21 protein-coding genes and 1 tRNA gene are annotated in these 26,400 nt (G+C 60.1%); 7 read left to right on the forward strand and 15 right to left on the reverse strand.

Features of this window, described 5'->3' with window-relative positions; all coding sequences use genetic code 11:
• Window positions 1-948: 948 nt before the first annotated feature.
• From NK214_RS11805 to NK214_RS11830, 6 genes are all read right to left on the reverse strand, one after another.
• Entirely contained in the window at window positions 949-1,338 is a 390-nt protein-coding gene (locus NK214_RS11805; RefSeq protein WP_253314551.1) for a hypothetical protein, read from the reverse strand.
• 23 nt (window positions 1,339-1,361) lie between these two features.
• On the reverse strand, window positions 1,362-1,742 hold the full coding sequence (locus NK214_RS11810) for a hypothetical protein (RefSeq protein WP_253314552.1): 381 nt from the start codon (window positions 1,740-1,742) through the stop codon (window positions 1,362-1,364).
• Between the two features lie 1,519 nt (window positions 1,743-3,261).
• A complete protein-coding gene (locus tag NK214_RS25165; protein ID WP_253314553.1) occupies window positions 3,262-4,869 on the reverse strand; it encodes a diguanylate cyclase in 1,608 nt (535 codons plus the stop codon).
• Window positions 4,870-5,164: 295 nt separating this feature from the next.
• On the reverse strand, window positions 5,165-6,565 hold the full coding sequence (locus NK214_RS11820; RefSeq protein WP_253314554.1) for an efflux transporter outer membrane subunit: 1,401 nt from the start codon (window positions 6,563-6,565) through the stop codon (window positions 5,165-5,167).
• Entirely contained in the window at window positions 6,562-9,696 is a 3,135-nt protein-coding gene (locus NK214_RS11825; protein ID WP_107800700.1) for an efflux RND transporter permease subunit, read from the reverse strand. Before NK214_RS11825 ends, NK214_RS11820 begins: the two co-directional genes overlap by 4 nt.
• A gap of 15 nt (window positions 9,697-9,711) precedes the next feature.
• On the reverse strand, window positions 9,712-10,851 hold the full coding sequence (locus NK214_RS11830; RefSeq protein WP_253314555.1) for an efflux RND transporter periplasmic adaptor subunit: 1,140 nt from the start codon (window positions 10,849-10,851) through the stop codon (window positions 9,712-9,714).
• A gap of 133 nt (window positions 10,852-10,984) precedes the next feature.
• Between NK214_RS11830 and NK214_RS11835 the strand changes: the two genes are divergently transcribed.
• Both NK214_RS11835 and NK214_RS11840 read left to right on the forward strand, forming a co-directional pair.
• Complete coding sequence (locus NK214_RS11835) at window positions 10,985-11,722, forward strand: response regulator (protein ID WP_107801976.1); 738 nt, start codon at window positions 10,985-10,987, stop codon at window positions 11,720-11,722.
• A complete protein-coding gene (locus tag NK214_RS11840; RefSeq protein WP_253314556.1) occupies window positions 11,719-12,780 on the forward strand; it encodes an ATP-binding protein in 1,062 nt (353 codons plus the stop codon). The genes NK214_RS11835 and NK214_RS11840 overlap by 4 nt, the downstream gene beginning before the upstream one ends.
• Here the strand turns inward: NK214_RS11840 and NK214_RS11845 are convergent.
• From NK214_RS11845 to NK214_RS11855, 3 genes are read right to left on the reverse strand one after another with little or no spacing between them, the layout of a single operon-like run.
• Window positions 12,777-13,229, reverse strand: a complete 453-nt coding sequence (locus NK214_RS11845; RefSeq protein ID WP_253314557.1) for a GNAT family N-acetyltransferase — start codon at window positions 13,227-13,229, stop codon at window positions 12,777-12,779. The genes NK214_RS11840 and NK214_RS11845 overlap by 4 nt on opposite strands.
• A 4-nt stretch (window positions 13,230-13,233) precedes the next feature.
• A complete protein-coding gene (locus NK214_RS11850; RefSeq protein WP_253314558.1) occupies window positions 13,234-13,734 on the reverse strand; it encodes a hypothetical protein in 501 nt (166 codons plus the stop codon).
• A 14-nt stretch (window positions 13,735-13,748) separates the two neighbouring features.
• Window positions 13,749-15,281, reverse strand: coding sequence for an MFS transporter (locus NK214_RS11855; RefSeq protein ID WP_253314559.1), 1,533 nt, complete (start codon window positions 15,279-15,281; stop codon window positions 13,749-13,751).
• Window positions 15,282-15,365: 84 nt separating this feature from the next.
• Here NK214_RS11855 and NK214_RS11860 point away from each other — a divergent pair, with 84 nt between their 5' ends.
• Complete coding sequence (locus NK214_RS11860) at window positions 15,366-16,382, forward strand: LysR family transcriptional regulator (protein WP_253314560.1); 1,017 nt, start codon at window positions 15,366-15,368, stop codon at window positions 16,380-16,382.
• On the opposite strand, the gene NK214_RS11865 is transcribed toward NK214_RS11860, so the two are convergent.
• A complete protein-coding gene (locus tag NK214_RS11865) occupies window positions 16,352-17,419 on the reverse strand; it encodes a S9 family peptidase (RefSeq protein WP_253314561.1) in 1,068 nt (355 codons plus the stop codon). The genes NK214_RS11860 and NK214_RS11865 overlap by 31 nt on opposite strands.
• A gap of 737 nt (window positions 17,420-18,156) precedes the next feature.
• Between NK214_RS11865 and NK214_RS11870 the strand changes: the two genes are divergently transcribed.
• Together NK214_RS11870 and NK214_RS11875 are read left to right on the forward strand one after the other, a co-directional pair.
• Window positions 18,157-19,725, forward strand: coding sequence for an AAA family ATPase (locus NK214_RS11870; protein WP_253314562.1), 1,569 nt, complete (start codon window positions 18,157-18,159; stop codon window positions 19,723-19,725).
• A gap of 15 nt (window positions 19,726-19,740) precedes the next feature.
• Window positions 19,741-20,808, forward strand: a complete 1,068-nt coding sequence (locus NK214_RS11875) for a hypothetical protein (protein ID WP_253314563.1) — start codon at window positions 19,741-19,743, stop codon at window positions 20,806-20,808.
• 365 nt (window positions 20,809-21,173) lie between these two features.
• Here the strand turns inward: NK214_RS11875 and NK214_RS11880 are convergent, their stop codons facing one another.
• Window positions 21,174-21,962, reverse strand: coding sequence for a hypothetical protein (locus NK214_RS11880; protein WP_253314564.1), 789 nt, complete (start codon window positions 21,960-21,962; stop codon window positions 21,174-21,176).
• 24 nt (window positions 21,963-21,986) lie between these two features.
• On the opposite strand from NK214_RS11880, the gene NK214_RS11885 reads away from it, so the two are divergent.
• Entirely contained in the window at window positions 21,987-22,298 is a 312-nt protein-coding gene (locus NK214_RS11885) for a hypothetical protein (protein WP_253314565.1), read from the forward strand.
• A 212-nt stretch (window positions 22,299-22,510) separates the two neighbouring features.
• On the opposite strand, the gene NK214_RS11890 is transcribed toward NK214_RS11885, so the two are convergent.
• From NK214_RS11890 to NK214_RS11905, 4 genes are all read right to left on the reverse strand, one after another.
• The gene (locus tag NK214_RS11890) at window positions 22,511-23,296 is read right to left on the reverse strand and encodes a hypothetical protein (protein WP_253314566.1); all 786 of its coding nucleotides are present in this window, start codon (window positions 23,294-23,296) and stop codon (window positions 22,511-22,513) included.
• Between the two features lie 24 nt (window positions 23,297-23,320).
• A complete protein-coding gene (locus tag NK214_RS11895; protein WP_253314567.1) occupies window positions 23,321-24,259 on the reverse strand; it encodes a tyrosine-type recombinase/integrase in 939 nt (312 codons plus the stop codon).
• A 61-nt stretch (window positions 24,260-24,320) separates the two neighbouring features.
• Window positions 24,321-24,527, reverse strand: a complete 207-nt coding sequence (locus tag NK214_RS11900) for an Arm DNA-binding domain-containing protein (RefSeq protein ID WP_253314568.1) — start codon at window positions 24,525-24,527, stop codon at window positions 24,321-24,323.
• 181 nt (window positions 24,528-24,708) lie between these two features.
• Window positions 24,709-24,775 (reverse strand) — tRNA-Arg (locus NK214_RS11905).
• A 183-nt stretch (window positions 24,776-24,958) separates the two neighbouring features.
• Here NK214_RS11905 and NK214_RS11910 point away from each other — a divergent pair.
• The gene (locus NK214_RS11910) at window positions 24,959-26,275 is read left to right on the forward strand and encodes a site-specific integrase (RefSeq protein WP_253314569.1); all 1,317 of its coding nucleotides are present in this window, start codon (window positions 24,959-24,961) and stop codon (window positions 26,273-26,275) included.
• Window positions 26,276-26,400: the final 125 nt, after the last annotated feature.

Genomic DNA, 26,400 nt, shown 5'->3' on the forward strand with positions numbered 1-26,400 from the left:
ATTTGGTGGGTATCGCCTGACGGCTCCACCCACCCTACCCAAACGCGGCCCCAAACACGGCCCCACCGTAGGGTGGGTGGAGCGTAGCGATACCCACGCGGAAACAGGTGCGACGCCGCAGGCCGCCGGATAGCCGCCGATTTGGTGGGTATCGCCTGACGGCTCCACCCACCCTGCCCAAACGCGGCCCCAAACGCGGCTCCAACCGTAGGGTGGGAGGAGCGAAGCGATACCCACGCGGAAACGGGTGCAACGCCACAGGCCGCCGGACAGTCGCCGATTTGGTGGGTATCGCCTGACGGCTCCACCCACCCTACCCAAACGCGGCCCCAAACACGGCCCCACCGTAGGGTGGGAGGAGCGTAGCGATACCCACGCGGAAACGGATTCAACGCCACAGGCCGCCGGACAGCCGCCTGTTTGGTGGGTATCGCCTGACGGCTCCACCCACCCTACCTAAACGCGGCTCCAACCGTAGGGTGGGAGGCGCGCAGCGATACCCACGCGGAAACGGGTGCGACGCCGCAGGCCGCCGGACAGCCGCCTGTTTGGTGGGTATCGCCTGACGGCTCCACCCTCCCTACCCAAACGCAGCCCAAACGCGGCCCCAATCGTAGGGTGGGAGGAGCGCAGCGATACCCACGCGGAAACGGGTGCAACGCCACAGGCCGCCGGACAGCCGCCTGTTTGGTGGGTATCGCCTGACGGCTCCACCCTGCCTACCCAAACGCGGCCCCAACGCGGCTCCAACCGTAGGGTGGGAGGAGCGTAGCGATACCCACGCGGCAACGGGTGCAACGCCACAGGCCGCCGGACAGCCGCCGATTTGGTGGGTATCGCCTGACGGCTCCACTCACTCTACCCAAACGGGGCCCCAACCGTAGGGTGGGTGGAGCGCAGCGATACCCACGCGGAAACGAGTTCGACGCCACACCACCGGACAGCCGGCTATGGGGTCCCCCACATAGTGCGTTGCCTTTGGACGGCCAAAGGCTCCGGCATTGGCGCCCCCACCAAGGCCTGGCGGGCGGTGACCATATTGCTGAAGCCCGCCAGCCGATAACACTGCCGCACACAGGTGTCGCGGTTGGTCCATTTGCCGGACGCCCACATCCGCAATAAGGCGGTACGGGCTGGTTCGTGCTCGTCGCGCCATTGGTCCCAAAGCTCAAAACCCACCTGCGCCCGCCGGATCTCCAGATGAATGCTGGCGGTGTCGGCCGGATGGTCCGGGTGCTCGTCCGTCAACGCAATGGCCCCAATGCGCTCTTCATAGGCGGAGATCAAACTGGCGGCGCGTTTGAGGACGTCGTGGTGCTGGATCAGCAGCCTCATCATGACAATGCTCTCCTTGGCCGCCATCACAACACTCCGTTGACGTGCTCCAGACCGCGTTGCAAACGCTGCTGTATCGGCTCCAGCAAGGCCAGCGCTTCCTCGCTGCTGAACAGCAAGGGCTCGTCGCGGCGTTCCAGCAAGGTCAGCAGCGCCAACAGCCCGGTGTGGGCGGCGCGGATGTCCATCACCCCGCTCAACAGGGCGGAGTCCAGCTCGATATAGCAATCGTTCAATTGGCGGCCCAGATCGCCCAGCAGCAGCACATTGCCGGCGGCGGCGGGCAAGCGCTGAGCACAGGAATGCAGTTGCTCCATTACCGGCGCGGCGGCGGGCTCGGGGCGTTCTCCTGCGCAATGGGGGTAGGCGGGCGGCGGCATTGCGGGGGGAAAGGTAGAGAAGGTCATCACGGTCTCCATGTCATCTTTGGAAACCTGCCCAGGCGAGGCTGGGGCAGGCACATGACAAGGTTGCAAAACCGGCTAGCTTCTTCCAAAGAACCGGCAGCCCTCAAGGGGCTCCCTGCCACGACCCGCCCCGAATGGGAACGGCGTGGCAGCAGACGTAACAGTGCCAAAGCGGACTGTTGTGTCTGCGGGAGAAGCTAGTTATGGGTTTGCAAGCCCTGCGCCGTGTGATTGAGCACGACGCGGGACCAAGCCTAAACAGGCTGGGAGGGGGCGTCAAGGGTGGGGAGTGAAACGTAAAAAAGCCTGCGCTTTATGAGCGCAGGCTTGTGTTCAAGCTATATCAACGGTGGCTGATGTTTTCACATGTCTCTTTAACATTGGCGTGCACGAAGAAGACATGAGGTTTGCAGTTAAAGACTTGCCCATGTTTCCCATTGTGGGTAGCACACATGGGCACGATGTAGGATGCCTTTCGGTATCCCTCAAACTCGGCTCTTGGACGAGTCACGTGTGCTCCTACGGTTGCTTCCGCATAGCAGCCTGCTACGGAGCATGTTCCTGCTTTCACCCGGCTGAACTTGCTCCAATGATTTAGCCAACCATTGCATGTGCAGGTTCTTGTTCCTGTTCCAACCTCATTTTTGATAACTACAGAAGTGTCTACGGAGTAAACCTTTTCCATGTTCAATCACCTTTCCTACGACGCAGGTTCTGGGAGAGAGAGGGTGGTTGCCCACCCTCTACTACCTAGAGTTACTTCTTGCGAATAACGATCTTCCAGGGCTTCCCGTCAGCCCGGCGGATGCGCTTGCCATTACGGGTAATGGTCATCCGGAAGATCACTTCGTAGTCGTCATCATTCTTCATGACGTCTTACCTCCAAAGTGGAGGGGCTCGAACACATAACTCGGTGAAGGTTTACTTTTCGTCCTCTCTTGCATAAGATCGGATTGCATAGTTAAGTAACTTCAACGAGAGATCCCTAGAACCCCGGTTTAGTGATCTTTTCTGAGATTAAGCCGAGTAGATGCTCAGCTTAATGTTTCCCAAAAGGCTATCGAGTTGGCGCTCGATGGCCTTTTATTTTGTAGATGACCAAACATGTCGAAACGCAACATTGTCCGCTTGGCCAGTATCGCTACTACTAACTGTAGTGGGTGACCACAATGATGGCAAGTCTTGACAGCGGAACAAATTCATTAAAATCAACAGGCTAAGCTGGAAAAGTCCCGTGGAGTAATGGTTCTAAAGCAGGAAAATTTCTTGTCTGAGGGCAAAAAACCGTGGGTGTGATTAGGCGCTTAAGAAAAAAATAAACAGTTACCTACTGTTGTGATGCTTACGCGCAACTAAATGTTGATATTTGGCATGACTTTGGAATTTTTTATTGATTTGTTATACCGGTTGCAGGTGAAGAAGCTCCTGTCACCTTCTTCCATCCAGCTTCAAAGGTTGAGTGGTTCTTTCTCGTTTGTAGTACTGGTTCTGGGACTTCCTGGAAGAGCATGGCGCCTGTTTAACCCTCCACCCGATTCCGCCCATTCGCCTTGGCCCGATACAAGGCCTCGTCCGCGCGCTGGACGATGGTTTCGTGGGTGGCGTCGTCGTCGCGCGCGGTGGCCGCGCCTATGCTGACGGTGACCACGCCGGCCACGGTGTCGGAGGCGGCGGACACCGCCGCGCGCACGCGTTCGGCCAGCACCAGCGCGCCTTCGGCGTCGGTGTCCGGCAGCAGCAGCAGAAACTCCTCGCCGCCGTAGCGGGCGGTGAAGTCCGTGGCGCGCGCCGCGCCGTTCAGGGCGGCGGCGATTTGTTGCAGCACTTGGTCGCCCACCGCGTGGCCGTGGTTGTCGTTGACGCGTTTGAAGTGGTCGGCGTCCAGCAGCAGCACGGAGTAGGGCGCGCGGCTGCGGTGGTAGCGCTGGTATTCCGCCGTCAGCCATTCCGTGGCGGCCATGCGGTTGCCCAGGCCGGTCAGCGCGTCGTGGCGCGCCATCTGTTCCAGTTGCGCCGCTCTTTCCTCCAATTGGCGTTTGGCTTGGCTCAGCGCTTCCGTGCGTTCCTCCACTTTTTGTTCCAGGCCGGCGTTGGCGGCGGCCAGCTCGCCGCGGCGCGCCAGCAGGGCGGCGGTCATCTGCCGCATGGCCTGGGCCAGTTGTTGCAGTTCGCGGGCGCCGCTGCGCAAGCTCCAGTCCGCTTCTTCGTCGCCGGCGCTGACGCGCTGGGCGGTGCGGGCCAGGGTTTCCAGCGGGCGGCTGAAGGCGGCGGCCAGCCGGTAGACCACGATCATCAGCAGCAGGGTGATGATCAAGCCGGGCAGGGTCAGCGCGGAGCGCAGCCGGCTGAGGGCGGCGAAGGCTTGAGGCGGCGGCTGGCGGACGATGACGCGCCAGCCGGGGCCGGGGGCGTCGTCTATTGCGGCGTCGGCGTAGAGGTAGGTTTCGCCATCCGCCCAGTCGCCCTGTTGGTAGCCGGGGCCGCTCAGCGGCGCGGGCATGTCCGCCTGGCCCGGCGCGCCGGGCGGGAACAACGGGGCGTTGTTCTGGTTGACGATGAAGACTTGCGGCGCGTCCCCGGCGCTGCCGCGCGGCAGGCGGTCGGCGATCAGCGTCGCCACCCAGGCCCAGGCGCTTTGGGCGGCCAGCGCGCCGCGCAGCTTGCCGGCCTCGTCATGCAGCGGGGCGGCGAATTCAATGCGGGGAGACGGCGCTTTGCCGCTGGCGGAGACGATGCGGCCGTCCGGCGCGATCACGCCCAGCCAGGCGTAGTCCGGGTTGTGCAGCCTGATGTGTTCCAGGCCGCCGCGCAGCGCCGGGCTGTCCAGCGGGGCGCTGAGGAAGACCGGGGTTTGGGTGTGCAGGGCCAGTTCTCGCCGCCGTTGGCTGAGGCCGGCGGCCAGGGATTTGGCGATGCCGCGCGCGGTGGCCTGCAAGGCTTCGCCCTTGTCTTGCAGCAGGCCCTGGTTCAGTTGCGGCTCCAGCGCGGTGTCCAGCAAGGAGGCGAGCAGGAACAGGCCGCCGAACAGCAGGCTGAGCCGCAGCCGGAAACTGCGCGGCGAGAGCTGGGAGAGAAGCTTCATCTTGGTGCGGCCAATGGGGTGGTACAGCTTTATGTTTGTATCCACGGGCGCGGGATTGCAAGGCGGGAGGCGGGGTAAAAAGAGCGCGGCCAACTAGGGCCGCGCGAAAGGAGGGGATGGGGGGGCGGTAAGCGGCGCTTAGAACCTGTTTACGATCTGCTGCGCGTCGTGGAGCGTTACACGGTGAGTGCAGCTTCGAAATGCTGATGTAGCACTTGTACATTCCGCTTTCTCAGCGGTTTTCGCCTAGCTCGCGAGATCGCAAACACGTTCTTAGAGCGGCCAACACAATCTCTGAGGCAAGGCGCGCCGACGCAGCATCAGGGGTTTTTCGCCGTTCTTACTTTTCGGTGAGGCCGCCGCCCAGCGCCTTGTACAGCGCAATGGCGTTGCTCAGTTCGCCGCGGCGCAGGTCCAGCAGCCCTTGTTGGGCGGCGTAGAGTTGGCGTTGGGCGTCCAGCAGTTCCAGCCGGCCGTCCACGCCGGCGCGGTAGCGCTGGCCGGAGAGGTCGGCGCGGCGTTCGGCGCTGGCCACGGCGCGCGCCTGGGCGTCGATCTGGCGGCTGAAGGTTTCGCGGCCGGCCAGGCCGTCGGCCACTTCGCGGAAGGCGATCTGGATTGCGCGTTCGTATTCGGCCACGGCGCTGGATTTGCGCACTTCCGCCAGCCGCAGTTCGGCGCGCAGCCGGCCGCCCTGGAACAGCGGGATGTTGATTTGCGGCGCAAAGCTCCATGCGTGCTGGCCGCCGTCGAACAGATTGCGCATGCCGGGGCTGAGGAAGCCGGCGGAGGTGGTCAGCGACAGCCGCGGGAAGAAGGCGGCGCGCGCGGCGCCGATGTCGGCGTTGGCGGCTTGCAGTTGTTGTTCGGCTTGTAGGATGTCCGGGCGGCGGAACAGCAGTTCCGACGGCAGGCCGGTGGCCAGCCGGGTCACCACCGGCTGGCGGTCCAGCGGCAGCGGCTCGGGCAGGTCTTCCGGCGGTTCCGTGCCCAGCAGCAGGCGCAGCGCGTTGCGCGCTTGCTCCGCGGCGCGGGTGCGCGCTTCCAGGTCGGCGTCGGCGCTGGCCACTTGGCCTTCGGCCTGGGCCACGTCCAGGCCGCCGGCCTGTTGCGCGTCCTTGAGCCGGCGCGCCAGCGCCAGCGATTGCCGCCAGTCCGCCTGGGTGCGTTCCGCCAGCGCCAGTTGTTCGCGCGTCAGCCGTTCCGCGAAGTAGGCGTCCGCCACCGCGCCCACCAGAGCGATCTGGGCGGCGCGGCGGCCGTGGTCGGTGGCCAAGTAGCGGGCGAAGGCGGCGTCGGACAGCGCGCGCACGCGGCCGAATAGGTCAATCTCAAACGCGCTGACGCCCACGTTGACGCCGTACTGGTTTTGCACGGCGGCCGGGGCGAACGGATCGGTTTCGCGGTTGGCCGGGCTGCGCTGGCGGGTGAGGCCGGCGCCGGCGTCCACGGACGGCAGCCGCGCGGCGCGCTGGATGCCGTATTGGGCTTCGGCGGCTTCCACGTTGAGAGCGGCCAGGCGCAGGTCGCGGTTATTGCGCAGCGCCAGGTCTATCAGGCTTTGCAGCCGGCGGTCGCCGAACATGGCGCGCCAGCCCAGGTCGGCGGCGTTGGCGTTGGCATCGTCCGCGGCCGCCGTGGCGTAGCGGGCCGGCACCGGCGGCTCCGGCTTGCGCAGCGGCTGGGTCAGCGAGCAGGCGGAGACGCTTAAGGCCAGGGCCAGGGGGAGGAGCGCTTTCATGATTCAACTTTCTGTTCCGCGGCCGGACGCGGCTTGCGCCAGTTGGCGATGCGCGCTTGCGCGCTCATCACGACCACGAAGAATACGGGTACGAAGAAGATGGCCAGCACGGTGGCGGTGACCATGCCGCCGAACACGCCGGTGCCGATGGCGTTCTGGGTTTCGGCGCTGGCGCCGGTGGCCAGCATCAGCGGCAGCACGCCCAGGCCGAAGGCCAGCGAGGTCATCAGGATGGGGCGCAGCCGCAGCCGGGAGGCTTGCACCGCGGCGTCCACCAGGCTCTTGCCTTCTTCATGCAGTTGTTTGGCGAACTCGATGATCAGGATGGCGTTCTTGGCGGACAGGCCAATCACGGTGATCAGGCCCACTTTGAAGAACACGTCGTTGGGCATGCCGCGCAGCATCACCGCGCCGATGGCGCCGATCAGGCCCAGCGGCACCACCAGCATCACGGACAGCGGGATGGCCCAGCTTTCGTACAGCGCGGCCAGCACCAGGAACACCACGATCATGGACAGCGCCATCAGCATGGGGGCCTGGGCCGCGGACTGGCGTTCCTGTAGCGATTGGCCGGTCCAGGCCAGGGCGAAGCCGGGCGGCAGTTGCGTGGCCAGCCGCTCCATCTCGGCCATGGCCGCGCCGCTGGAGTAGCCGGGCGCGGCGCCGCCGGACAGGCGGGCGGACGGGTAGCCCTGGAAGCGCACCAGTTGCAGCGGGGTTTCGGACCAGGCCGGGCGCACCACTTCGGACAGCGGCACCATGCCGCCGCTGGCGTTGCGCACGTAGAGCTTGAGCACATTGTCCAGCTGCATGCGCGCCGGCGCGTCGGCCTGGATGATGACTTGCTGCATGCGGCCGGCGTGCGGGAAGTCGTTGACGTAGGTGGAACCCATGGCGGTGGACAGGGTGTCGCTGACGCTGTTGAAGGACACGCCCAGCGCCTCGGCCTTTTGCCGGTCTATGTCCAGGCGCACGCTGGTGCCGGCCGGCAGGCTGTCCGGGTAGACGCCCTGGACGATCTTGCTGCGGGAGGCCAGTTCCAGCAATTGGGCTTCGGCCGCTTTGAGCGCGGCGTGGCCCTGGTTGGCGCGGTCTTGCAGCCGCAGGCTGAAGCCGGAGCTGGTGCCCAGTTCGTCGATGGCCGGCGGCAGCAGGCTCATCGCCGCGCCTTCCGTGGCGGCGGACAGGCGATGTTGGGCGCGCATGGCTTCTTCCACGGTGCTGCTGTCGCCGCGTTGTTTCCAGTCTTTGAGCACGGCGAAGTTCAGCGCCGCGTTGGGGCCGGAGCCGGAGAAGCCGTAGCCGATGATGGAGATGCTGGACTGGAGCGCAGGGCGCGTCGCCAGATGGTCATCGAGCGTTTTAACCACGTCGCGGGTGCGCTCGACGGTGGCGTCCGCGGGCAAGAGAAAGCTGGTCATGAAATAGCCCTGGTCTTCTTCCGGCAGGAAGGAGGAGGGCAGCGCCTTGAAGCCGGCGGCCAGCGCGCCGGAGATGGCCAGGAACAGCAGCATCACGCGGCCGGCGCGGCCTATCAGCCGGCCTACGCGGGTTTCGTACCAGGCGGTGAGCTGGGCGAAGCGGCGGTTGAACCAGCCGAAAAAGCCGCGCTTTTCATGGTGTCCCTGCGGGATGGGCTTGAGCATGGTGGCGCACAGCGCCGGGGTCAGTGTCAGCGCCAGCAGCGCGGAGAACAGGATGGCCACGGCCATGGACAGGGAAAACTGTTGGTAGATCACGCCCACGGAGCCGCTGGACAGGGCCATGGGGATGAAGACGGCGGTGAGCACCAGGGTGATGCCGACGATGGCGCCGGTGATTTCCTTCATGGCCTTGGAGGTGGCGTCCTGCGGGGACAGGCCTTCTTCCGCCATCAGCCGTTCCACGTTTTCCACCACCACGATGGCGTCGTCTACGATGATGCCGATGGCCAGCACCATGCCGAACATGGTCAGCACATTGATGGAGAAGCCGGTGGCCAGCATCACGGCGAAGGTGCCCAGCATGGCCACCGGGGCGACGATGGCTGGGATCAGGGTGTAACGCGCGTTTTGCAGGAACAGATACATCACCAGGAAGACCAGCACCATCGCTTCCAGCAGGGTGTGGATCACTTTTTCGATGGAGATCTTGACGAAGGGCGCGGTGTCGAAGGGCACGGAGTAGCTGATGCCGGCCGGCATGGAGGTGCTCAGCTCGGCCAGCCGCGCCCGCACCGCTTCCGCGGTTTTGACCGCGTTGGCGCCCGGCGCCAGTTGCACGCCGGCGAAGGAGGCGGGCTTGCCGTTTTCGCGGCTGACGAAGCTATAGCCCTGGGAGCCTATCTCCACCCGCGCCACGTCGCCCAGCACCACTTTGGAGCCGTTGGCGTTGGCGCGCAGCACGATGGCGGCGAACTCTTCCGGCGCGGTCAGCTGGCCTTGCACGGTGAGCGGCACGGTGACGCGCTGGCCGGGCAGGGCGGGCGCGGCGCCCAGGCTGCCGGGGGCGATCTGGACGTTTTGCTGGGCGATGGCGGCGGTGAGCTCGCTCATGGACAGGCCGTAGGTGATCAGCTTGGCCGGGTCCACCCAGACGCGCATCGCTTGTTCCGTGCCAAATTGTTGGACGCGGCCCACGCCTTCGATGCGGCGCAGTTCTTCGGCGATATTGCGCGACAGGTAGTCGCTGAGCGCGCCTTCGTCGAAGCGGCCGCTGTCCGAGCGCAGGCCGATCAGCATCAGGAAGCCGGAGGAGGCGGATTCCACCATCACGCCGTTCTGGCGCACCGGGGCGGGCAGCCGCGGTTCCACCGCCTTGAGCTTGTTCTGCACGTCCACCTGGGCCAGCTCCGGGTCCGTGCCCGGCTTGAAGGTGACGGTGATCTGAGCGATGCCGGAGGTATCGGCCGAGGATTCGAAATACAGCAGGTTCTTGACGCCGGACAGCTCGCGCTCGATCAGGCTGAGCACGCCGTCGCTCATGGTCTGCGGCGTGGCGCCGGGGTAACTGGCGGTGATGGTGACCGAGGGCGGCGCCACCGAGGGGTAACGCGCGATCGGCAGCTGCGGGATGGCGATCACCCCCAGCAGGATGATGAACAGGGCGATCACCCAGGCGAACACCGGGCGGCGGATGAAGAATTGAGACATGGCGGCTTCCTTCGATCAGCGCTTGGCCGCGGGCGCGGCTTCGCTGGCGGCCACCACGGCGCCGTCGGCGAGGCGTTCCATGCCCTCGACCACGACCTTCTGCCCGGCGCGCAGGCCGGCGCGGATGCGGTATTGGCGGTTGGCCAGTTCGCCCAGCTCCACCACGTTCAGCCGCGCCTGGTTCTTGGCGTCCACGGTCCACAGCTGGGTTTTGCCGCCGATGCGCACCACGGCCTGCTGCGGCACGGTCAGCGCCGCCGCGTAGCTGGCGCGCGGCACGCGGGCGCGGACGAACATGCCGGGCAGCAACCGCCGCTCGGGGTTGTCCACCAGCACGCGCAAGAGCACGTCGCCGGTGCCGGCGTCCACGTTGACGCCGGAGAACAGGATGCGGCCGTTGAGGCCGTAGGGCGCGCCGTCGTCGCGCAGGATGGACACCGGCAGGCCGCCGCCGGCGCTGTCCGGCTGGGCGGCCAGGCTTTGGCGCACGGCTTCCAGCGCCGCCGCCGGCTGGCGCACGTCCACGTACACCTGGTCTATCTGTTGGATGCGGGCCATCGGGGCGCCGTCGGCGCCGCCCACCAGCGCGCCCTCGGTGACCAGGGCCTGGTCGATGCGGCCGGAGATGGGCGCTTCCACGCGGGAGAATTTCAGGTCCAGCTGGCGGCGGGCCAGCGCGGCGCGCGCCTGGGCCACGTCCGCGGCGGCCTGATCGCGCTGGGACGCGGCGTCGTCGTAAACCTGGCGGCTGACGGCGTCGGTTTCCACCAGCGGCTTGAGGCGGGCGGTTTGCACCCGCGCGCGGGCTAGCGCGGCCTCGGCGCGTTGCAGCGCGGCGGCGGCGGTGTCCACTTCCGCCTTGAACGGCGCCGGGTTGATCTGGAACAGCGGCTGACCGGCGCGCACTTCGGTGCCTTGCTCAAATTGCCGGCGCAGCACAATGCCGCTGACCTGGGGGCGGATTTCCGCCACCCGCACCGCGGCCACGCGGCCGGGCAGGTCTTCGCTCAGTTTGAGCGGGGCCGGGGCCGCGCTGAGGGTGCGCACCGGGATCGCCGGCGGCGGCGTTTGGGTCTCGGCCTGTCCGCAGGCGCTCAGCAGCGCCGCCGCCAGCAGGCAGCCGCCGCCGTAGAGGCTGGCTCGTTTACTCTTCATTTCCACTCCAATCAGGCTTGGGCGGGGAGCCGCCCGTAAAAAATATGCGGCAGTATGCCGGGGCCGGATGGGGTTTTTCGTGTGGTAGCATGGAGATTCGATGGAGATGCAAACAGGATGCGAAATCGGCGCCATGACTCAGACAATGCGACCGTCCGGCGGGGCTCAAGACCGTCAGGCCTTGATCCTCGTCGCTGAAGACGAACCCGAGATCGCGGAGATTCTCACCGCCTATCTGACCCGCAGCGGCATGCGCTGCGCGCACGCGGCGGACGGCCGGCAGGCGCTGGAGCTGCATCTGTCGCTGAAGCCGGATCTGGTCTTGCTGGACGTGCAGATGCCGCGGGCCGACGGCTGGCAGGTGTTGGCGGAAATCCGCCACCGCGGCGACACGCCGGTGATCATGCTGACGGCGCTGGACCAGGACATCGACAAGCTGATGGGCTTGCGCATCGGCGCGGACGACTACGTGGTCAAACCCTTCAATCCCGCCGAGGTGGTGGCGCGCACGCAGGCGGTGCTGCGCCGCTCCATGTCCGGCGCGCGTCAGGCGGAGCCGCGCGTGCTGCGCGCGGAGCCGTTCGAGATTGACCTGGAAAACCACGAAGTGGCGGTGCAGGCCGGCAAGCAGCGCCATGTGCTGACGCTGACCCTGACCGAATTCAAACTGCTGGCGCAACTGGCGCGCGCGCCGCGGCGGGTGTTCAGCCGCGCCGAGCTGCTGGCCGCCTGCCTGCCGGAAGGCGACGCCTTGGAGCGCACCGTGGACAGCCACATCAGCAAGCTGCGCAAGAAGCTGGAGGAGTGCGGCGTGGACGGCGTGCCGGTGGGCGTGCGCGGCGTGGGTTACAAGCTGTGGGGCGCGGAATGAGGCTGGAGGGGCTGAGCCGGCAGATTGCGCTGTCGATGGCGACGATGGCCTTCTGCGTGACCGTGCTGGTGGTGGTGACCGGCTTCACTTTCTACTATGTGGCGATGACCTACTGGCCGGTGCATTTCGAGACGCCGGGCTGGAAGATGACGATGCCGGAATGGGTGTGGCTGTTGTCCAGCACCGTGGCGGGCCTGGCGCTGTCGGTGGTGATGGGCTTGCGTCTGGCGCGCCGCATCCTGGTGCCGCTCAACTCGGTGGCGGAGGGCATACGCCGCGTGGCCCAGGGCGATCTGGACGCGCGCGCGGCGGCCGGGGACCGTTCGCTGCGCGAGGCGGCGGCGCTGGCCGACGACTTCAACGCGCTGGCGGGCCAGTTGCAACGCATGACCAAGGAGCAGGCGTTCTGGAACGCCGCCATCGCCCATGAGCTGCGCACCCCGGTGACGGTGCTGCGCGGACGGCTGCAAGGGCTGGCGGAAGGGGTGTTCACCCCGGACGAGAACCAGTTCCGCCGGCTGCTGGCCCAGGTGGAGAGCCTGGCGCATCTGATCGAGGACTTGCGCGTGATCAGCCTGGCGGAAAGCGGGCATCTGGACATAGAGATGCGGGACACCGATCTGGCCGCCGAAGTGCGCGCGGTGGTGGAGGTGTTCGAGGACGCCTTGTTGGCGGCCGGCTTGCAGGCGGTGCTGGATCTGGACGAGCGCCCGGCGCATTGCGATCCGGTGCGCATCCGTCAGGCGCTGCTGGCCTTGCTGGACAATGCGCGCCGCTACGCCCAGCCCGGCCTGGTGCGGGTGCGGCTGCGCATGGAGGACGGCCTGTGCAGCTTGCGGGTGGAGGACGAGGGGCCGGGCATTCCAGACGATTTCGCGCCGCACGCCTTCGAGGCCTTCCGCCGCGCGGACGCGGCGCGGCAAAGCGGCAAGGGCGGCAGCGGCCTGGGGCTGGCGGTGGTGGCCGCCATCGCGCTGGCTCACGGCGGCGAGGCCCGTTGCAGCCGCGTGGGCGGCGGCAGCCGTTTCGAGCTGAGCTGGCCGCAGCCGGCGCCTTAACCGGCTGGGCGCGCAGCCCGCTTCATGAACACAAGCTCCGGGTCGCCGTCGTCCAGATTGTCGATGCGTCCGCTTTCCCGGAAGCCCAGCTTGTCCAGCAAGCGCCGCATCGGCAGATTGGATTCATTGGCGGAGGTGAACAGCTTGTCGCCCGCGCATCGCCTTTCAAACTCCGCCATCAAGGCGCTGGCCACGCCGCGGCCTCTGGCGGTTTCCGCCACCATCAGCAGCGGGATGAAGCGCTGTTGAAAGAAGGAGCGGTCCAGAATGCCGTAGCCCAGCGCCTCCTCGGCCTCGGCCAGCCAGCAGCTTTGCGCGGCGATGGCTTCGCCCAGCATCCTGCGCCGGGCGGGGTCCTGCTGTGCGATGGCGTCGACGCCGATCAGGGCCGGCAGGTCCGCCGCTTGCGCGGCTCGTATCTTGATATCCAGTTTGAGCATGGCTTGCATGTGGTCATCCCGCGCCCGCTTTCAAGGCCGCGTTGATGGTTTTCCACTGCCGGGCGGCGCCGGCGATGAAGAGCAGCAGCAGGGCGCCGGTGGCGATCTGGAGGGCGGGCGCGTCGGGGCTGGACAAGAGGGGATGGCCCAAGGGCAGCCGGGTGGAGGTTTCCGTGACGGCCGGAATCCAATGGAACAGGAAGGTGGCGGACAAGCCGACGGCGGACGCATGGGCGGCCTTGCCGCCGAAAAGGCCCTTGAACTCCGCCAGCAGCGCCAGCAGCAGGACGACCAGCGTGATCAGGGCCAAGGCGTGCGGCTTGCCGAAGCCGCCGTGCTGAAAAATGCCCAGGGCGGTGACGCAGCTGATCACGGTGCCGATCACATAAGCCTGGCCCAGGCGATTGCGCGGGCTGATCCTGCCGTCGCGCCACAGCGCGATGGCGCCGAAAGCGACCGCCAGCAGGCTGACGGCGGTATGAAAGATCCCCAGCGGGGTGAGTCCATATAGCATTTGGATCTCCTTGCTCATAAAGGCTTGGATGCGGCCGGGCCGGAGTCTTGCCGGCCCAGGCTTTGCTGCCACAGCACTATCACTATAAGACCTATGGCCATCACGCATTCCAGCCGGAAGAAATCCAGACAGGACAGCAATTGCGATTGCTGCGTCAGCTGTCCCGCCAGCACGGCCATTCTTTGTTTGGCGCTCAGCTCCGGCAAGGCTTGCTGCAATTGGTCCAGCGCGGCGTTGAACGCCGGGTTGAGCACGCTGAAGCCCTCGGACAGGCGCTGGTAGTGCAAGGCGTTGCGCGCTTGCAGAAACACTGTACTGGCGGCCACCCCCATGGACAGCGACAGCTGACGGACGATGTTCTTGGTCTGGTAGGCGCGGGCGAAGTCGGGCTGATCGATATGGCTGAAGGTGGCCTGCGCCACCGCCATGATGAACAGGGACATGAAGCCGCCGTTGCAGATCAGGATGCTTACGATCAGGCTGGCCGGCGCGTTTTGATTGAGGCCGGACATCAGCACGCCGTAGAGCAGCAGCAGGCAGCAGGCCGCCGCCATCATGGCGCGCACGCCGCGCGCCCGGCGCTTGAGCAATAAGAAGGCGTAGAGCGTGGCAAACAGGATGCCGGCGACAAAGCTCACCGACAGCAAGCGCCCGGTCGTCGGCAGGTCAAAGCCCAGCGCCTGCTGCACCATCACCGGCAGGATGTAGCTGTTGGCGGAAACCAGCAGATAGCAGCAGCTGTAAAAGCCCAGGCCGGCCAGGTAGCGCAGCTGGAGCAGGGCTTTCTTGCGCAGCGGGCGCCGCCGGCGGTGGTATTGCCAGCCCCAGCCGGCCAGCAAGGCCAGCGCGAGGATGGCCAGCAGCCATTCGGGCCGGGAGAAGAAATCGTAGGGCAGCTGTTGAATCAGCCATTGCAGCGCCAGCACGCCGATGATCATGCACAGGAAGGCGCGCGAGCCCTGGGTGTGCGGATGGGCCGGCTCCGCCCGCTGGCTCAGCAGCCGGGTGGCCGGCCAGGCCAGCGCCAGCGCCGGCAGCACGGCGAAGAAAATCCAGCGCCAGTCCTGGCGGCTGATCAATTCCGCGCCCAGCAGCGGGCCGCAGGCGGAGCCCAGCATCAGCGCATAGCCGAAACAGAGCAGGCCCAGCATCTTGCTCTTGTCCGTCAGCGCGTTCACCTCCACCCGCGCCGCGGTGAAGAAAGCCGCCCCGCCCAGGCCTTGCAGCGCCCGGCCCAGTATCAGCTGGCTGGGGCTATTGGCGAAACCGCAGGTCAGCGCGCCGACGCCGAACACGATGATGGACAGGCGGATATAACGCCGCATCCCCAGGCGGCGGCTCAGCCATTCGTGCTGCAACAGCACCAGAACGGCGGCGCTGGCGTAAGCCATGGCCGCATAGCTGAACTCCTCCGGCGCGGCGCCCACGCCGCCCATCACCTGGCTGGAGGCGAAGTTGAGCAGGCCGTTCTGGAAAAACTCCAGACAGGCGATCAGCATGATGGAAATCAGATACCAGGGCGTGGCTTGCGTGCGTTCGGCGTTCATGGGCTCGGGACTCGGGAGGGTGTCCCCATTATCGGAGCCGGCTATAATTCAATAAAATCGATTGTTTACATGGAATCTATCGAAATGACTGATATAGACGCGGTCTGGCTGCGCCGCCTGGATCTCAACAATATGGTGGCCTTGCACACGCTGCTGAGCACGCGCAGCGTCAGCCAGAGCGCGCGGCTGCTGTGCCTGGGGCAGCCGGCGGTCAGCCATCTGCTCAAGCAGCTGCGGGAGCAGTTGCAGGACGCCTTGCTGTACCGGCACGGCCAGCGCATGATGCCCACCCCGTTCGCCGAGGCCTTGCTGCCTGAATTGGAAGCCTGGCTGGGCGCCGGCGAGCGCCTGTTCCGGCAGCGGCCCGTGGACCTGGAAACCGTGGAAAGAACGGTGCGGCTGGCCTTGCCGGACGCGCTGGAGGCCGCCTTGCTGCCCGGCTTGCTCGGGGCCTGCCGCGAGCGGGCGCCGGGCCTGAGCGTGGATGTGGCGGCCTTGTCCGCCGCTCAGGCGCTGGCGGCGCTGGAATCGGCGCAGATTGATTACGCCGTCGGCTACTTTCCCTTCCCCACGCCCCGGCTGGAACGCCAGACCCTGCTGCGCAGCGGCTTCGCCTGCCTCTATCACCGCGAACAGCTGCAATTGCCGGCCGTGGTGGGCGCGGAGGAAGTGGCGGCCTGGCCGCATGTCTACACCTCTTACATCGGCGAAGCGCTCAGCCTGATAGACCATTACCTGCAACTGCGCGGCTTGCAGCGCCGCGTCCTGGCGCGCGCCGCCAGCCTGCTGGCCATTCCGCCGATACTGGCTGCGGTGCCGGCGGTGGCGGTGCTGCCCTCCGTGGTTTGCGCCATCGTCGGCCGGCATCAGGCGGGCATTGCCAGCGCGCGGATAGACGAGCCCAGCTTGCAGCTAGACGTGGAGCTGCTCTGGCATCCGCGAGTGAATCAGGATCTGGTCCATCAATTCGTGCGGGCCGTGTTGATCGGGCAGTGCGCGGATGGGCGGCTGGGAGCGGCCTCCGGCACGGCCGCTAGAGAAGCGCATGCCTGGCAGGTGAAAGCTGAGCCTTATGAGCCGCTGGGGCAGCGCGGCGCATAGCGCGCCAGGCCTTGGTCTGGGTGCTTGATCCAATTGCCGATCTGCCGATAGACGCCGGGCAAATACGATTCCCGGCCCTGATACAGGAAGTAGGCTTGCTTGTACCATGGCCAGTCGGATTCGAGCTGGTAATTGAAGCTGGATGCCTTCATCAAGTTATGCGTCCCGCCGGGAATCAGCGCCACGCTGGCATCGGGCTTGGCGTGCAAGCTGTGTTGAAAGCGGCAGCTGTCGGTCTTGGCGTCGACATTCAAATCGTCCTCGCCCAAGGCGATCAGGACGGGGCCTTGCATGCGGCTTAGGAACGGACGCGAGTCGCTTTGGTAATTCTTCTGCACAAAGATCAAGCGGTCCGGCGACATATCGCTGCGCTGCGCCGCCGCCTGGCCCTTGGCCGCAGGCCCGAACAGAGCGTCGTTTTCTTGCCGCTCGCGCGCGAGCAAGGCTTGGATCTCCTCCGGGCTTTTACCCTGGCTGCGATAGCGCAGAGCCTGGTAGTACTGCCCTTGGTCCCGCCAGTTGGCGGCGCCGCCTATGATCACGGAAAAATCGCTGGCCTGGCGCGAGGCGGCAATGGGAATGACCCAGCCGGCTTGCGAGTAGCCGAAATAGCCGACGGGAATCTTTTGGCCTCGGTAATGGCCGGCGATCATTTCCCGCGCGGCGATGGCTTCGTCCGCCCGGTCGGACATGGATTGATGCAGCCAATTGCCCTGGCTTTTCCCTATGCCGGCCTTGTCCCAGCTGAAGATGGCCAGGTTCTCGGACAACAGCAGATTGAACAAGGGGTAATAGCCATGGTTCGCATAGCGATCCATCGGGCCGTCGCCATGGATCAGCAAGATCACGGCATCCGGTGTTTTGTTCTCGGCTTGCAGCAAGGTGCCGGAAAGCCGCTGGCCATTGTGCTGAAACGTCAGCTCTTCCGCCTTGATGCCGTTGAGCTCGAAGTCGTCGATATGGCTGCTGAAGAAAACGGCGGCGGCCAAGAGCAGGCCGCTCAGCAATAAGGCGGCGAGTAGATGGGTTTTTTTCATGAGAAGGGTGTCCGGCATCGTCCCGCCGCGGCCGGCGGCAAGGCGGGTCATGCTGTCCGGGCTGCGGGTTTGCAAAGATCCTGGGATATTCCCATTGAGTACTACTGTTTTGCAAACCTTTGCCGCGCCGCGGGTGTCGGCGCGGGCATGCCGGGCGGGCCGGATAGGCGTTGGATATGAAAAAAGCCGCCATCCTGATTGGGATGCGGCTTAGACATGGTGTGGACGGTTTGGAGCCGAAGTGGCGCCCCGACAGGAAGTAAATTGCAATCATATGTATTTGTTTTTAATATAATTTATAACGTATGTTTTTTTAAAATGCCCCGCGATATACCCCCTTCGTCATTTCCCAGATCGAATGCTATGAGCGGCTAACAAAAATTCTGATGCTGTGTTGTCACGACTGGCCGAACTGCTTGTACTGCTGCATCGGCGCGGTTTGTCGTAGATGCTGCGCTTGGTTTTGTTAGCTGCTTTTACGTTGTGCCCAAGCTTGGAATAACCCAAGAAATGAAGAGAGACCTCTCTCTATTTATCATTTGTATAGCTTGAGCTGAGGGCTGATTAGTATTGCTGTTCTTGATTACTATATATTACTATGCTTTTGGCATGACTGTCGGTTTGAAACTTGTCAAAAAATTCAATACAGAAGTTTATAGAGTTTATATTGATTGATTTAAGTTGATGTTTGAGCTTATTCGATTAAACATTTTTTATATGAATTGCAGAGAATTTTTATGTCTAAGCTTGTTGCGATTAGAGTTCGAAATTTAAGATCACTTGAGGATACGGGATTTATTGAATTAAAGCCGATTACTATTTTGGTTGGTAAAAATAGTGCTGGGAAAAGCACTTTTGCAAGACTGCTTCCATTGTTAAGACAAACTGCTGAGGTGCAAAAGAAAGAGCCTATATTATGGTGGGGTAGGTTTGTAGATTTTGGCTCGTTTTCCGACTCGGTTAGTAAAAATTCCTCAGCAAGAGAGATAGAGCTAACATTCAAGGTTCTGATAGAGGATATGCTTGGCAATAAAGCATATATATTAAAAGGCTGGAAATCTCCAGGCTCGGAAGAGCTGACAGAGGTTGAGGCAGGCATAGTATTAAAAGAAAATGATGCTACTCACGAGTCTTATTTGGCAAGGGTTAAAATAAAACAAGGCATTGATGAATATACGATTGATTTTGATAATTCGCAAAAATTGGTGTCGATTAAGGTTAATGATTTTTCTCCCGACTTGAGTAGCGTGGCATTAACTCAAGTTGTACTTGCTTCTATTTTTCCACGAATTGAGTTTTTCAAGAAGAGAAAAGTGGCTCTTCCGGATAATAGTACAGGAGAGGTGCTGTATTCCGCAGATCAAATTAAATTTGAATTGTTGCGGTTTTTTTCGGTTGCGGGTTTGGTTCATGGTAATACTGGGTGGGATACAGTTTTAGATATTATTAGACAGTTAGATGTTAGCAGTATCGAGTCTTTGTTGACATCAATGAAGGGGGTCGTGGGAGCTCCCTCTTCATGGCGGTCAACCGTAGATAATTTAAATAAAAATAATCAGAAATTGGTTGATTTGCGTAATAGAATATTGGCTAGTGGCATACTTGGTATGCTGGAGCAAATTGATTCTGTTCTTGTAAGTGCTGTTTCGAGTTGTTCATATATTGAGCCTCTTAGGGCTACCGCAGAAAGGTACTATAGAAAGCAAGGTTTGTCAGTAGCTGAGGTTGACTCAAAAGGTGCAAATGTTCCTTTCTTTTTAGAGAGCTTGACCAGAGGAGATAGGGATCAGTTTGAGAGTTGGATGGAAGCTCATTTGAAAGCAAGAGTAAGAACTGTTCCAGATGGAGGAGGGCATCTTGTTATTCTTTTAAAAGAAAAGTCTGGAATAGAGGTCAATTTAGCTGATGTTGGATTCGGCTTTTCCCAAGTTCTGCCTGTCGCTCTTCAGCTTTGGGCGGCATCAAGGAAAAAAATGAGGAAACGTATTGCACCGAATGCAAATTCATCAATAGTTGTGATTGAGCAGCCAGAGCTGCATCTTCATCCTGAATATCAGGCCAAAATAGCAGACCTCATAAAGTCAACTGTCGATTCAGGGTTTGTTAATGTGATTGTTGAAACACATAGCCCGTCAATTATAAATCGGCTAGGTTTTCTCATTGCGACTGAAAAATTAGATCGAGGCATGATTCAAGTACTTAGGTTTGAGAAAGATGAGACATCTACTTCAACATTTATTTCGACCTCTTCATTTGATAGCGATGGTGTCTTGCAAGATTGGCCTTATGGTTTCTTTGATATATAGCATATGAATATAATTTTGACGAAAGAACTGTGCGATATTGAGGATTGGAATTTGATCCGGATTTCCGCAATTGACAAACTGGCAAGTAGTGGCTTTTATGGTCACCATATGATTTCAATTGAAAATTATTATGTTGCTGATTGCCTTTTATCGAAAGGGGTGGGTTTTAGTGCCGTAACAAAAGCTGTATTGGATAATTGTAGATCTAAGTTTGCTTTTTATGGTGGGCTAAAAAATTTGCCTGGATCAAGGTATGTTGTAACTTCAGATTCGTTGGGTTTTGGTCCGTTAAAATATCCCAATCAGATGGTGTTGGAAAGTGTTGGTTTTTTGTCTTTAGAGCCGTCAACAATAATTGCTGAAAATGTTACCGACTCGGCTATTTTTGATGTGGCAGGTCAGCATTATGCACAATATAAAAAATATAAAGGCATTAATGTGCGTTGTACTCCACGAGGAGGTGGTGGGAATGGCATAAAGGTGGAGTTTAATATGATTGTGCAGGCTGGTAGAGAGCTATGTTTAGCTATCACGGATGGGGACCAAAATTGGCCTGGGCGACCAGAGTCTGATGTATCTAAAGGGTGCTCAAAAATTGCTGCAATGAACCCTGTCTATTGCGAACATTTTAGGCTTCCTGTTAGAGAGCTAGAAAATTTGATCCCAATTTCTGCTGCTTATGAGATTGGTGCTAATCATAATTTGGAATTGATAGAAAAAGTATTGGAAAGGGCACCTCAAGTAAGAATGCACGGCGATTTAAAGGATGGGGTTGACTTTAAAAAAATATACAAAATGAAAAAAAATGGAAGTGAGAGACTGTTTCTTGAAGATGTGCATAGAAGAACCTCATTGCCGGTTAGAGTTTGTGAAGAGTGTTCGGCTGGAGATGGAGAGAAATGTGAATGTGTATTAATCCCAAATTTTAAGGCAGGAATCTCAGTTGAATTTAAAGATTGGTTATTGAGTCAGTCAAGACATAAATCTTTTGAGCGATTTGGTGGTGAATGGCGAGATGATTGGCTAAAAGTTGGAGAAGTGGTTTTTAATTTTTGCTGTGCCATGCCACAAATAAGAGTTTAATTTTAAAAATTTACGAGTAGCTTTTTACTTGCTTATTATGAATTTCAATGAAAGATCGTAAGGTCTTGAATGTTATATTTAAGATCTACCTTCTTTTTAACGTATGTAGCAAAAACTACTGCCAACACTGCCAAATCGTCTATAAGTTGCTGATTGGTATGGGTTTAGTTGTTGGCAGTGGCGGCTAAAGCACTGCCAACAGGCTGGGGCAAACTGCCAACTGGGCGGGATGGGGTGGTTTCACTGCCAATTGACTGCCAACACTGCCAACTCACTGCCAACAGATAAAACTATATAAATCAGTCTATTGGAGAGGTGTTGGCAGAGTTGGCAGTGGGTTTGGCCTCATGTGAGGGATTTTTCGCTTACTCTTCCGCTTCGCAGTCGTGCGGATGTAACTGCATGCGGTAGGCCTGGCCCACGCCTTTGCCGCCATGCACGGTCCAACCAGCGCGCCCCTTTGGTCGTTGCAGCATCCCCGCCCGGTACAGCACTTCGCAGGCATGCCGCACTTCATAGCCGGCGATGACTTCGCCCTTGAAGGCGCCCGGCGTCACCAGAAACACCGCTTCGCCTTCCAGCGTGTAGCGCTTGTAGCCCATCAGGTTGGGGACCAGCGGGTCGCTGTCATTCATCGGCAGCAGCACGAAGCGGGCATACTGGCTGGCCTGCAGCACGGTGGCGGCCTGGTCGATCAGGCGCGCGTCGTCGCGGTCTTCGATGCCGAAAGCCTGCATCCAGCGCTGCCAGGTGGGTTCCACCCCTTGAATCGCCTGTTCCTCCGTCCAGCCGGTCAGGCCGGCATGGCTGGCCATCTCGGCGGCCGCCGACAGAATGGCGAACTTGCGCGTCGCGCGGCGCACAGTCGGGGCGGCCCCCTCCGGCACGGCTGCCAGCATGCGCTGTTGCGACTGCTCCACCCACTGCACCGCCGCCGCCCGGTTATCCTGCAGCCAAGCGACGAAGGCGCGGCCGACGGTGCCGTAATGGCTGCGGGCATGCCGGGTCAGCTCGTCGGCGAAGACTTCGCCATTGCTGCGACTGTGGATGTGATCGAAAGCGCGATAGGGACCGGTGTCGGCCGGGATGTCGAGCTGGCGGATTTCCTGCCCGCCGCGCGGCATCTGGCCACCTTCGGTCAGATACTGGCTCATCGCCACTTCGCCGGTGGAACGTCGATGGCATCAGATATGCCGATCAGCGAACGCCGTATTGCGGAAATTACAAACCGGGTCTTGGGGTTGGGTTGTGCCGCGCTCCCACACAACAAAAAATTTGAAATGCCAAAAAAATGCGGAATTTGCTATGCACGACGGGTGGGAAAACAGGAACGCTGGCGCAAAATGGCCTGCCACGGAACGGCATCGGATGGCGGTGGACTTGGTAGGACGGACTCAGCGGCAAGGAAACGGGGGGAGGCAGGAAGAAGCGAAGAGGAGGCGGTCAGCGAACACGGCAACTGCATGCATAGCGTGCATGAAAACGCATGAGTCCGGGCAGGGGGACAAGGGCGTGCCAGGCCATAAGGCAAGGGCCTGGCACGGGTTCATGCAGCTGCATGATTAGCGGCCCATGAAGTGCGGGGGCGAGGCGGGGCTTCGATAGCGCGCGCAGGGGTTGAGGTAGCGAACAGGGTGTGAAGTTTCATTCAAAATGAATTGTGTGTTGTGAGTTAAGCCTCAGGGAGAGCTTTATTGCATGATTAATGATTTTTTCGCTTGATGGTGTACTCGTCTTTTCTTGTGAAGATATAGCTTCCGCTCTTTTCAAAAATGGCAATCTCTTTACTACTTAGCGCAACTAGAAGCCCTTCGTGAATAACTTCTCCTTTTTCATTTTGAACTGTAAAGCATTTGTCCCATGTGCTTGTTTTTTCTTTTGTGCAGCCAAGTTTTTTAAAGGTGTTAACCTTTTCGGTTTCAATATCGTAACCTTTTTTGTACGCAATGGTTGGAAATATCCACCAGGCAACTGCGCTAGTTGTTATTGCTGCGGGGATAAAGTAAATAATGTACGAAGAAATAAATATAAGTGCGCAAGCTTTAGTGAGCTTGTTGTTTTTAGGGTTTAAGTATTTTGTTATGTTGTTGATTGTTTTTGGATTGATTTGATTGGTTCTTCGTTGTCTATCTTTTAATTTTAATGAAACGTATGTTGTTAGAATTGAGAGTGTGATCAATCCTATTATCCAGAATGCGCCAGGCTTACTTGTGCTCCATTCAAAGATAGTATTGGATATTTCGCCTGCGGTAAGAAGAAAGTAACCAATGGCAAAATATGTATGAATGTATATGTCGGTTGTCGCTAATGGAAATGCTTCCGAGCTAATGCCGTATGCTGCTAAAACCCCTTGGTAGTACCCAAGGCCAATCAAGTATGCTGCCGGTGTCGCGAGTGCAACTAGCGCGGTAAAAAACAGCTTCTTCGAAATGGTTTTTTTGATAGATTCTTCGTTTGTACTGTTTTCTGAGTTGGGTTTTTCAGTCATTGAAGGCTCGTTTTAAGTTTTCGCTTATTTGGTAATGGCTAGTAGAAAGTTTGCACACCAATTCATCATTTCTCTGCGGTCATTTATATACTCGGCTCTGTTGTAAGCGGCAGGCACTTTATTTTTTTCGGTGTGGAATAGTTGTCGTTCAATTACATCCGGGTTAAATCCTTGCTCGTTTAGGATGGTGGATGCAGTTGACCGAAAGCCGTGTACGTCCGCTTTGCCCTTGAAACCCATACTATGCAGTGCCCGACGCAAGGTTTCTGGAGACATCGGGCGGCGTGGGTTGTTGCGATTTGGAAATATATGCTCCCTTCCTCCTGTTATGTCATGTAGCTTTTTTAACACTTCTAAGGTCGGGGGTGAAAGAGGCACAAGGTGAGGCGGTGCGGTTTTTTTGGATTTCTCCGGCAGCTTGCGATGTTCCGGCGGGATGGTCCACAGCGCCTTGTCGAAATCGATTTCTTCCCACCTGGCCATGGCCATCTCTCCGACGCGGGTGAAGGTCAGCAGCATTAGCTTCATCATCAGCTTGGTTTGCACGCTGCCGTCGTACTTCTCCAGCGCATCGAGGAAGGCGGGGATGCCCTCGCGCATCAGCGCCTTGCGCGGGGTGGATTGCTGGCTCTTGAGGGCATCGGTTAGCGGCGCGGCTGGATCGCTGTCACAGTGGCCGGTCAGGATGGCCAAGCGAAAGATGGCAGAGCAGCGTTGTCGAAGGCGCTTGGTTGTGTCGATGCTGCCGGCGTTCTCTACCTTGCGCAGCACCTCCAACAACTCAAGCGGGCGGATATCGTTTATGGGCTTGTCGCCGATATAAGGGAAAATGTGGGCTTTCATGGCCGAAAGGACGCGCTCGCTGTGGGCTGCGGACCATTCGTGGCTTTCTCTTTCATGCCACTCCAGCGCGATGGCTTCAAATGTGTTGGCGGCGGCAGCCAGCTTTATCACCTTATCCATCTTTCGAATTGATGCCGGATCTTCGCCATCGGCGATCTGCTTGCGGGTGCATCATCGCGCTTCAGCCTGGCTTCCTTCTCAGACTGACTTTCGGGTATACGCCCAGCGCCAGCTGCTTCTCTTTGCCATTGATACGATATTTCAGCCGCCAATACTTCGCGCTTGTCGGCATAACCCATAGAGACAGCCCCTGTCCATCGGTGAGCTTGGGATGCTTGCCATCCTCGCGGGGCTTGGCGTTTTTGATGGCGGCGTCGGTTAGGGGCATGGGGGTACTCCTCGCTTTGGGGGGATCGAAATCTGGGGGTGCACAAGATGCCACCAAACATACTCCCACGTACCCCCGGCTTTGCTTGGATGGTTTCGGACTGCTTTGGACGTAAAAAAACCCGCAAAGCCTTATTTGGCGCGGGTTTGTGTACTTTCTCGGACTGCTTTGGAAGTGTAGGTGGCGCCCCCGACAGGAATCGAACCTGTAACTGCCCCTTAGGAGGGGGCCGTTATATCCATTTAACTATCGGATTGGCGGGATAAGCCAGCGCCCTTGATTTTGCTGGATTTCCTATGTTGCGCAACGGTTATGTTATGTTTTGGCGTGGTGCTATTTCCGTTTGTTTCCGTGTGTTTCTGTAGGTTTTCTAGTGCTTAGTGCTACCATAGTGCTACGAAAATGACTCAAGTGATACGCGAAGTAGCACCATGGCGACGATTATACCGATCAATGGAAAGTGGCGCGCGACCGTCCGCAAGAAGCAGGGCGGCAAGCTGGTATTGAACAAAACCAAGACTTTCGACAGCAAGAAGCTGGCGGAGGACTGGGCCAAGCGTCTGGAGGTGAAGGTTCAAGACGATGGCGGGCTGAAATCCGTGCAGGACACGATGTCCACCCGCGGTGTGCTTGTCTCGACGTTGATCCAGAAGTACATGGACTACGTGGAGGCGGTGAAGCCGCTGGGGGAGACCAAGAAGAACGTGCTCAAGGTGCTGCGCGATTCGACCCTGGGACAGAAAACAGCAACCGGCTTGAAGGCTCAGGATCTGATCGACTATTGCATGGAGCGGCACGACCTGTATGGCAACGGCCCCGCCACGCTGTACCAGTATGTCGGGTATTTCCGGCAGGTGTTTGCGATCGCGCCATCAGCCTGGGGCATAGCGGTCACTACCACCGCAATTGATGAGGCCAAGCCGGTGCTGACGCATCTGGGGCTGATCGGGCAGGGGAATGAACGCGATCGGCGCCTCGAGGGAGACGAGTACCAGCGGCTGCTGGAATGGTTCACCGAATACGACCGGGGCCGCGCGCGCGAGGTTGAGATGCTGCCCGTGTTCCGCTTTGCCGTGGCGCTGCCGCTACGGCGCGGGGAGATATGTGGGATCAGCCGTCGGCATCTGGATATCAAGAAAAGAACGGTCATCATCAAAGACCGGAAGGACCCCAAGAAGAAAATCGGTAATGATCAGGAAGTGCCGCTGCTGGGCGAGGCGTGGGATATCGTCCAGGCTCAGCTTGCCGGCCGGGCCGAAGGCGACAAAGAGGAGCGAATTTTCCCGTATAACGTCACCACGGTCAGCGCGGTGTTTCAGCGAGCTGTTGAGTCGCTGGGGATTGAGGATTTGCACTTCCACGACCTGCGCCACGAGGGTACGTCCCGCTTGTTTGAGGCCGGCTACAGCATTGAGGAGGTTGCGCTGGTGACCGGCCACAAGAACTGGAACACGCTGCGCCGGTATACGCAATTGCGGCCGGCGTCGCTGCACCATAAGCCAGCGGCGGCCAACCTCGGAGGAACTCCTGTTGCTCCTCTGGAATCCAAGAGAGCAGTGGGCATAAAGCGCAAGGTCTGGATCGTGAAAACCCCTGATGGTTACCTGCATCCGCTGGAGGATGGTATGGGGTATGTCGAATCAGAGGGTGAAGCATGGGGATGGCTGACAGCGGATGAGGCGCAAGATGCGTTGGAGGGGGAGGGTGGTGCCGGTGAGCTCTTGCGGGTGCTGATGCCAGTCAGCTAAACCAAGATGGGGTTGTGTTGTAAGATTGGCTATGGAAAATTTTCAAAAAATCAATGGGCTATGTGCTAACGTCAGTATGACAAGGGATTTCCCTGCCGTGTAAAAATGATCATTTTTTTGACGGC

This window comes from Chromobacterium sp. S0633 (assembly GCF_024158805.1).
Lineage (GTDB): Bacteria > Pseudomonadota > Gammaproteobacteria > Burkholderiales > Chromobacteriaceae > Chromobacterium.

Excerpts from the sequence above, each read along its gene's own strand:
- NK214_RS11860 (WP_253314560.1), top strand. The coding sequence starts at position 15,366 with ATGACTGATATAGACGCGGTCTGGCTGCGCCGCCTGGATCTCAACAAT.
- NK214_RS11880 (WP_253314564.1), bottom strand. The coding sequence starts at position 21,962 with ATGAGCCAGTATCTGACCGAAGGTGGCCAGATGCCGCGCGGCGGGCAG.
- NK214_RS11850 (WP_253314558.1), bottom strand. The coding sequence starts at position 13,734 with ATGCTATATGGACTCACCCCGCTGGGGATCTTTCATACCGCCGTCAGC.
- NK214_RS11820 (WP_253314554.1), bottom strand. The coding sequence starts at position 6,565 with ATGAAAGCGCTCCTCCCCCTGGCCCTGGCCTTAAGCGTCTCCGCCTGC.
- NK214_RS11895 (WP_253314567.1), bottom strand. The coding sequence starts at position 24,259 with ATGGATAAGGTGATAAAGCTGGCTGCCGCCGCCAACACATTTGAAGCC.
- NK214_RS11855 (WP_253314559.1), bottom strand. The coding sequence starts at position 15,281 with ATGAACGCCGAACGCACGCAAGCCACGCCCTGGTATCTGATTTCCATC.
- NK214_RS11910 (WP_253314569.1), top strand. The coding sequence starts at position 24,959 with ATGGCGACGATTATACCGATCAATGGAAAGTGGCGCGCGACCGTCCGC.
- NK214_RS11840 (WP_253314556.1), top strand. The coding sequence starts at position 11,719 with ATGAGGCTGGAGGGGCTGAGCCGGCAGATTGCGCTGTCGATGGCGACG.
- NK214_RS11845 (WP_253314557.1), bottom strand. The coding sequence starts at position 13,229 with ATGCAAGCCATGCTCAAACTGGATATCAAGATACGAGCCGCGCAAGCG.
- NK214_RS11825 (WP_107800700.1), bottom strand. The coding sequence starts at position 9,696 with ATGTCTCAATTCTTCATCCGCCGCCCGGTGTTCGCCTGGGTGATCGCC.
- NK214_RS11830 (WP_253314555.1), bottom strand. The coding sequence starts at position 10,851 with ATGAAGAGTAAACGAGCCAGCCTCTACGGCGGCGGCTGCCTGCTGGCG.
- NK214_RS11870 (WP_253314562.1), top strand. The coding sequence starts at position 18,157 with ATGTCTAAGCTTGTTGCGATTAGAGTTCGAAATTTAAGATCACTTGAG.
- NK214_RS11810 (WP_253314552.1), bottom strand. The coding sequence starts at position 1,742 with ATGACCTTCTCTACCTTTCCCCCCGCAATGCCGCCGCCCGCCTACCCC.
- NK214_RS11805 (WP_253314551.1), bottom strand. The coding sequence starts at position 1,338 with ATGATGAGGCTGCTGATCCAGCACCACGACGTCCTCAAACGCGCCGCC.
- NK214_RS11885 (WP_253314565.1), top strand. The coding sequence starts at position 21,987 with ATGGCATCAGATATGCCGATCAGCGAACGCCGTATTGCGGAAATTACA.
- NK214_RS11865 (WP_253314561.1), bottom strand. The coding sequence starts at position 17,419 with ATGAAAAAAACCCATCTACTCGCCGCCTTATTGCTGAGCGGCCTGCTC.
- NK214_RS11890 (WP_253314566.1), bottom strand. The coding sequence starts at position 23,296 with ATGACTGAAAAACCCAACTCAGAAAACAGTACAAACGAAGAATCTATC.
- NK214_RS11900 (WP_253314568.1), bottom strand. The coding sequence starts at position 24,527 with ATGCCCCTAACCGACGCCGCCATCAAAAACGCCAAGCCCCGCGAGGAT.
- NK214_RS11835 (WP_107801976.1), top strand. The coding sequence starts at position 10,985 with ATGACTCAGACAATGCGACCGTCCGGCGGGGCTCAAGACCGTCAGGCC.